This window comes from Oleiphilus sp. HI0125 (assembly GCF_001635355.1).
In genome coordinates this window covers 1-6,740 of record NZ_LWGF01000309.1, presented here as the reverse complement: position 1 = coordinate 6,740, position 6,740 = coordinate 1, and the positions used below count along the sequence as shown (strand labels likewise).

At 44.2% G+C, this 6,740-nt stretch carries 5 protein-coding genes and 4 tRNA genes; 8 read left to right on the top strand and 1 reads right to left on the bottom strand.

Features of this window, described 5'->3' with window-relative positions:
* From A3762_RS04240 to cysS, 3 genes are all read left to right on the top strand, one after another.
* A partial coding sequence (locus tag A3762_RS04240; protein ID WP_156493227.1) for a serine hydrolase occupies positions 1 to 393 on the top strand: 393 nt, incomplete at its 5' end.
* 83 nt (positions 394 to 476) lie between these two features.
* Positions 477 to 2,159, top strand: coding sequence for a glutamine--tRNA ligase/YqeY domain fusion protein (locus tag A3762_RS04235; protein ID WP_068754227.1), 1,683 nt, complete (start codon positions 477 to 479; stop codon positions 2,157 to 2,159).
* Positions 2,159 to 3,544: a cysteine--tRNA ligase gene (gene cysS, locus A3762_RS04230; RefSeq protein WP_068474475.1), complete on the top strand. Its 1,386-nt coding sequence runs from the start codon at positions 2,159 to 2,161 to the stop codon at positions 3,542 to 3,544. Before A3762_RS04235 ends, cysS begins: the two co-directional genes overlap by 1 nt.
* Before the next feature lie 66 nt (positions 3,545 to 3,610).
* On the opposite strand, the gene folD is transcribed toward cysS, so the two are convergent.
* Positions 3,611 to 4,465: a bifunctional methylenetetrahydrofolate dehydrogenase/methenyltetrahydrofolate cyclohydrolase FolD gene (gene folD, locus A3762_RS04225; protein WP_068477050.1), complete on the bottom strand. Its 855-nt coding sequence runs from the start codon at positions 4,463 to 4,465 to the stop codon at positions 3,611 to 3,613.
* A 216-nt stretch (positions 4,466 to 4,681) separates the two neighbouring features.
* Between folD and A3762_RS04220 the strand changes: the two genes are divergently transcribed.
* From A3762_RS04220 to tig, 5 genes are all read left to right on the top strand, one after another.
* A tRNA-Pro gene (locus A3762_RS04220) sits at positions 4,682 to 4,758 on the top strand.
* A gap of 38 nt (positions 4,759 to 4,796) precedes the next feature.
* Positions 4,797 to 4,873: transfer RNA gene (locus A3762_RS04215), tRNA-Arg, on the top strand.
* Positions 4,874 to 4,896: 23 nt separating this feature from the next.
* Positions 4,897 to 4,972, top strand: a tRNA-His gene (locus tag A3762_RS04210).
* Positions 4,973 to 5,017: 45 nt separating this feature from the next.
* Positions 5,018 to 5,102, top strand: a tRNA-Leu gene (locus tag A3762_RS04205).
* Between the two features lie 202 nt (positions 5,103 to 5,304).
* Positions 5,305 to 6,612 (top strand): trigger factor, encoded by a 1,308-nt coding sequence (gene tig / locus A3762_RS04200; RefSeq protein ID WP_068477048.1) that lies wholly within the window; start codon positions 5,305 to 5,307, stop codon positions 6,610 to 6,612.
* Positions 6,613 to 6,740 lie beyond the last annotated feature (128 nt).

The window sequence follows — 6,740 nt, the reverse complement described above, 5'->3', positions numbered from 1 at the left end:
AATATTATGGGAACAGCAGAAGAAATGAATCGCTTTTTCCAGATGATGCTTAACGGCGGTGAATGGAAGGGAAAGCAGGTAGCGAAGGAGATTACGATTCGTCGAGCGATTCAAGAGGTTGCGAGTGTTCAGTTTGATCGTACCTTGATGATGCCAATGCGTTATAGCGCGGGTTTAATGCTTGGTGGCAAGCCAGTCGGTATTTGGGGTGCGAATAGTTCGGCTTGTTATGGGCATATTGGTTTAATCAATAAAATGGCTTGGGCCGACCCTCGAAGGGAGATTAGCGTTTCTCTTATGACTAGCGGCATTCCTATTGTTGCAAACAATATTCCTTCTCTTGTGCGTTTTGTTAACGCAATTTCTAAGAACTGTTCTATTACCAAGATATAAAACGTCTATTATAGAGGGCGCGTATTCCGGTATAATGCGCGCCCTTTCTATTGTTAGTTCTGTTCACTAGGTGAAACTCATATATGTCGGACACTGCACCAACTAAATCTAAGCACTTTCTTGAAACGATTATTGAAGAAGATTTGGCTTCAAATAAACACGAAGGTCGAGTTGTTACTCGCTTTCCTCCTGAGCCGAACGGTTATCTGCATGTAGGCCATGCGCGCTCAATTTGGGTTAACTTTGGTTTGGCGCAGCAATATGGCGGAGTTTGTAATCTTCGTTTTGATGACACAAATCCTGAGAAAGAAAGCCAAGAATTTATTGATGCAATTCAAGAGGATGTGCGCTGGTTAGGCTATGAATGGAATGGCGACGCACGTTATGCCTCAAGTTACTTTGATAAATTATATGAGTGGGCCTTACATCTTATTCGAGAAGGTAAGGCCTATGTGTGTGAACTCAGTGCGGAGCAAGCTTCTGAATATCGCGGTTGGGCGACTAAGCCTGGTAAAGACAGCCCTTATCGAGAGCGTTCTGTTGAAGAGAATCTAGAGCTCTTTGAAAAAATGAGAGCTGGTGGTTTCGATGAAGGGGCGGCTTCTCTTCGTGCGAAAATCGATATGGCTTCGCCAAATATGAATTTGAGAGACCCGATTCTTTATCGAATTCGCAAGGTTGAACATCACCAGACAGGTGATAAATGGTGTATTTATCCGAGCTATGATTTTGCGCATGGCCAAGAAGACGCGATCGAAGGCGTTACGCACTCCATCTGTACTCTGGAGTTTCAGTCTCATCGCGCTTTGTATGATTGGTTTGTTGAGAATCTTCCCGTTCCTGCTAGGCCAACTCAGTATGAAATGGGGCGTTTGAACTTGAATTATACGGTCACCAGTAAGCGTAAGCTTAAGCAGCTTGTTGATGAGAATCATGTGGCGGGATGGGATGATCCAAGAATGCCAACCATATCAGGAATGCGTCGTCGTGGGTTTACTCCGAATTCGCTTAAAAGCTTCTGTGAAATGATTCCTGTAAGCGCTAAGAACAACAGTGATGTGGATGTAGCTCAGCTAGAAAAAGCGATTCGTGATGATTTGAATGAACAAGCGCCTCGCGCGATGTGCGTGATGAATCCTCTTAAAGTCACGGTCATTAATATTGATGAGGCTGACTCAGGTCTTGAGATGAAAGCTGCGAACCATCCAAACAAACCTGAGTTAGGCGAGAGAGTGATCCCATTCTCGGAAACGTTGTATATCGATAAAGCTGACTTCAATGAAGACAATACCTTGTCACGCAAAAAGTTTAAGCGCTTAGTGAGCGGAGAGTATGTTCGTCTTCGCAGTGCTTATATTATTAAGTCTGAAGAAGTGATTAAAGATGATGCGGGTGAAATCATTGAGCTTAAGGTCTCGCTTGTTCCGGGTACTGTCGGTGAGAACGTTGAGGGTGTAAAACCTCGCGGTGTGATTCACTGGGTCTCTGCAGAGAATGGAGTAAAAGCAACCATTCGCGATTACGATCGTTTGTTCTCCGACCCGAATCCTGATGCAGGTGAGGGTGATTTTTTAGCCCATATCAACCCGAATAGTTTGAAAGAATATGAAGGCGTTGTTGAACCAGCGTTAGCTGCAGCGAAGCCAGAAGATAGCTTTCAGTTTGAGCGAGAAGGGTATTTTGTTGCAGATCGTTTTGATCACGCGGCAGACAAATTGGTATTTAATAAAACGATCGGTCTTCGTGATGTTTGGAGTGGTAAATAATGTCTGAGCTTAAATTATTTAATACGCTGACTGGCAAGAAAGAAGTATTTAAACCTATCGAAGAGGGCAAAATTCGTATGTACGTCTGTGGTATGACGGTGTACGACTATTGTCATATTGGCCATGCTCGCGTGATGGTTGGCTTTGATGTGATTACGCGTTTCCTTCGTCATATCGGTTACGACGTCACTTACATTCGAAATATCACAGACGTTGATGACAAAATTTTTGCACGTGCGAATGAAAATGGCGAAGCATTTGATGCCTTAACTGAGCGCTTTATTAATGCTATGCATGAAGATGAACGAGCATTGGGCACTTTACCTCCGACCCAAGAACCGCGCGCTACTGAGCATATGGGTAATATTATCTCGATGACTGAAACACTGATCGAGAAAGGCTTCGCCTACGCTGCTGATAATGGTGATGTTTATTATCGTGTTAAGAAGTTTGATGGTTACGGCAAACTCAGTAAGAAAAATATCGATGATCTGCAGTCCGGTGCGCGCGTTGGTATTGAAGAGTTGAAAGAAGACCCATTAGATTTTGCATTATGGAAAGCTGCAAAAGAGGGTGAGGCATACTGGGACTCTCCTTGGGGTAAAGGCCGTCCGGGCTGGCATATAGAATGTTCGGCAATGTCGACTTGTTGTCTTGGTAATACCTTCGACATTCATGGTGGTGGTCCTGATTTGAAGTTCCCGCATCATGAAAATGAGATTGCGCAGAGCGAAGCGGCTACTGGCGAAACCTATGTGAATTACTGGATGCATGCCGGCGCTGTCCGGGTTAATAAAGAGAAGATGTCTAAGTCTTTGGGTAACTTCTTTACTATTCGCGAAGTGCTTGAAAAGTACTCTCCTGAAGTGGTGCGTTACTTCCTCACATCAAGCCAATATCGCAGTCAAATTGATTATTCGGAAGCGAGCTTAGCGGAAGCGCAAAGCGCGCTAGATCGTATGTATCAATCTTTGCGTGGATTAGAGATTTCAGAAGTTGATCTTGAGGTCTCTTATGTTGACCGTTTCAAATCGGCAATGTGTGATGATTTCAATACGCCAGTTGCGCTAGCGGTGTTGTTTGATTTGGTTAAGGCACTTAATTCAGCGAAAGATGCAGCTGAGAAAAATCAGCTTGCATTTACGTTGAAGCAATTGGCTGGCGTTCTTGGTTTGCTTGAGTCGGATCCAGATGCTTATTTTAAACAAGCGCCGACACAAGATGGTGGACTGGCTGAAGATGAAATTGAAGCGTTGATTGCTCAGCGACTTCAAGCGCGTGCGGACAAAAACTGGGCTGAGTCAGATCGCATACGTGATGAGTTAGCCGAACAAGGCATTGTTCTTGACGATGGTAAAGATGGGACAACCTGGCGTCGCGCTTAGTTTACAAGTGTTTATGTGTAAAAAAGGCGACCTAAGGGTCGCCTTTTTTATTGATACGATATTGCTTTAGTCGTGAAGCTGCTCTGCAGCGTATAAGGTGTTTTCCATAAGTGTCGCTACTGTCATTGGTCCGACTCCACCGGGCACGGGAGTAATCCAACCAGCGCGTTCTTTTGTGATATCAAATTCCACATCACCAACAAGCGTCCCGTCTTCTAGGCGATTGATACCTACGTCAATAACAATAGCGCCGGGTTTAATCCATTCGCCTTTAACAAGGCCAGGTTTGCCAACCGCTACAACTACGATATCAGCTTGAGATACTTTTTCGGGAAGGTTTTGGGTGAAGCGATGGGTAGTAGTTACGGTGCAGCCAGCTAATAACAGTTCTAGGCCCATTGGGCGGCCGACGATGTTTGAGGCACCAACTATTACAGCGTCTTTGCCTCGTATTGTTTGTCCAGTTTTTTCGAGTAGAGTGATCACGCCTTTAGGTGTGCAAGGTCGTAAAAGTGGCATTCGCTGAGCTAAGCGACCTATATTAAAAGGATGGAAGCCGTCTACATCTTTGTCTGGTTTGATTTGCTCTAAAAGGTTGTCGCTATCAAGGTGGTCTGGAAGGGGAAGTTGGACAAGGATTCCATCTATTTCGGGGTCATTGTTATATTTGTCTATTAATGCTTCTAATTCGTGTTGTTGAGTGCTTTCCGGTAGAACGATCGCTTCGCTTTTAAATCCGACCTGCTCGCATGCATTGTTTTTGTTTCGAACATAAACTTCAGAGGCAGGATCATCGCCGACGAGAATGACGGCGAGTCCAGGACGTCGTTTACCCTGTTCGATCCTTTCAGCGACTTGTTTTGCGATCTCTTCCTTCAGTTGTGTGGCGACAGCTTTGCCATCAATTATTTGTGCACTCATGACTGTGTAACTGCTTTATATGGTTGCTATGTAGAATTGCGGGCATTTTGTCATGCTCATATCAGAATAAAAAGACTTTTACATAAGGGATTTGGTTGCTATTTAAGCGCCGAAAAATAAATTAATAAATTAGTTGTTTTTGTTGTTGACGACCTGCAAAACCGTATGTATTATTCGCGCCATCTTGTTGAGGGGGTAACCCAAAGCAAGGCAAGTCGGGGTATAGCGCAGTCTGGTAGCGCGCCTGCTTTGGGAGCAGGATGTCGGGAGTTCGAATCTCTCTACCCCGACCACTTCTACAGCTAATATATAGATAGTAGATAGGGTTCGAGCGCCCGTAGCTCAGTTGGATAGAGCAACGGCCTTCTAAGCCGTCGGTCGTAGGTTCGAATCCTACCGGGTGCGCCATTAAATGGTTGATCCGAGTAATGGTGGGCGTAGCTCAGTCGGTAGAGCTCAGGATTGTGATTCCTGCGGTCGAGGGTTCGATCCCCTTCGCCCACCCCAATATCTATATAAGTAAGGGCAACCCTTGCTGTAAGTAAAATATGTGCGAAAGTGGCGGAATTGGTAGACGCGCTGGATTTAGGTTCCAGTATCGCAAGATGTGAGAGTTCGAGTCTCTCCTTTCGCACCAAGTTTTACTTAGTTTGCAAAGTTTTTAATCCTAACTTTATATCCCTTCATTTATTGTGAATAAAGTGCTTGCCAAGTGCGGTATTGACTCTTACTATTCGTTCCCCATTATTTGCGTGCGGTTTGCCTGAGCGGTCTGGCTAGAAGGCGTTACGTTGCAGGCAAGCAAAGTTAATTAAGTTTTTGAGAATTGAGGAATTTCCATGCAAGTTTCTGTTGAAACAACATCTTCCATCGAGCGTCGCATCACTATTGGCGTTCCAGCAGAACAAATAGAAACGGAAGTAGAGCAGCGACTGCAGCAAACAGCGCGCACTGTGCGCTTAAACGGTTTCCGTCCAGGTAAAGTTCCAGCGAAAGTTGTTAAGAAGCGTTTTGGTGGTCAAGTTCGCCAAGAAGTTATCGGTGAATTGATGCGCAATTCATATATCGAAGCTCTAGGTAAAGAAGGCATTAACCCTGTTGGCTACCCTAAGTTTGAGCCGAAGCAGGTTGACGAAGGTAAAGACTTCGAGTTCGTAGCTGTTGTTGAGGTTTATCCAGAGCTTGAAAATATCGAGGTTGATGGAATTACTCTTGAAGAGCCAAATGCTGAGATTAAAGAAAAAGACATTAAAGAAATGATTGATGTGTTGCGTCGTCAGCATGGTACGCCTAAGTCTGTTAAGCGTAAGTCCAAAAAGAAAGACACTTTGGTTGTGGATTATAAAGGTTTCATTGGTGATGATCAGTTCCAGGGCGGAACAGCTGAAGATCAGCGAATCACACTTGGTTCAGGTCAAATGATTCCAGGCTTCGAAGAAGGTTTGGTTGGAGCCAAAGCTGGTGAAGAAGTTGAACTAAATGTTACTTTCCCAGAAGACTACGGTAACGAAGAATTGGCGGGTAAAGATGCTCGTTTTGAAGTTTCTGTAAAAGAGAATATCGAAATTAAACTTCCTGAAATGGACCAAGAGTTCTTCAGTAAGTACGGCGTAGACTCTGACGACGAAGATCAGTTTAAAGCTGAAGTCGTTAAGAATATGGAGCGTGAGCTTAAGAACGCGGTAGCAAATAACCTTAAACAGCAAATGGTGACACAACTGGGTGATCGTAACGATGTTGAAGTTCCACAAGGTTTGATTGATCAAGAGATTGATGCGATGAAACGTGAAGCTGTTCAGCAATTTGGCGGTGGTCAAGATATGGACTTGTCTCAGCTTCCAAATGAGTTATTCGCTGAGCAGGCGGCTAAGCGTGTTAAGACAGGTTTGTTGTTCGCTGGTATCGTTAAAGATAACGATATTAAAGCGGATGCAGCTAAGGTTGATGAGAAGATTCAAGAGATTGCAGGTACTTACGAATCACCTGAAGAGGTTATTGAGCACTACAATAAGCCAGAGAATCGTACACAGGTAGAAGCTGTTGTAGTTGAAGATGCGGTAATTGAGCTTCTTAAGGAAAAAGCAAAAACTAAGAAAAAGAAAATGTCTTACCAAGAAGCTGTGCAGTCTGCACAAGCGCAAGCGTAAACTTATTTTCTTTACAGGCCTGAAGAACGTTTGTTTTTCGGCTACACTTGAAAACAGCTGGTATTTTACCAGCTGTTTTTGATTTAGGGCTTGAAAAATGTCCGCACTGCCACGATGTAGGGATAGGA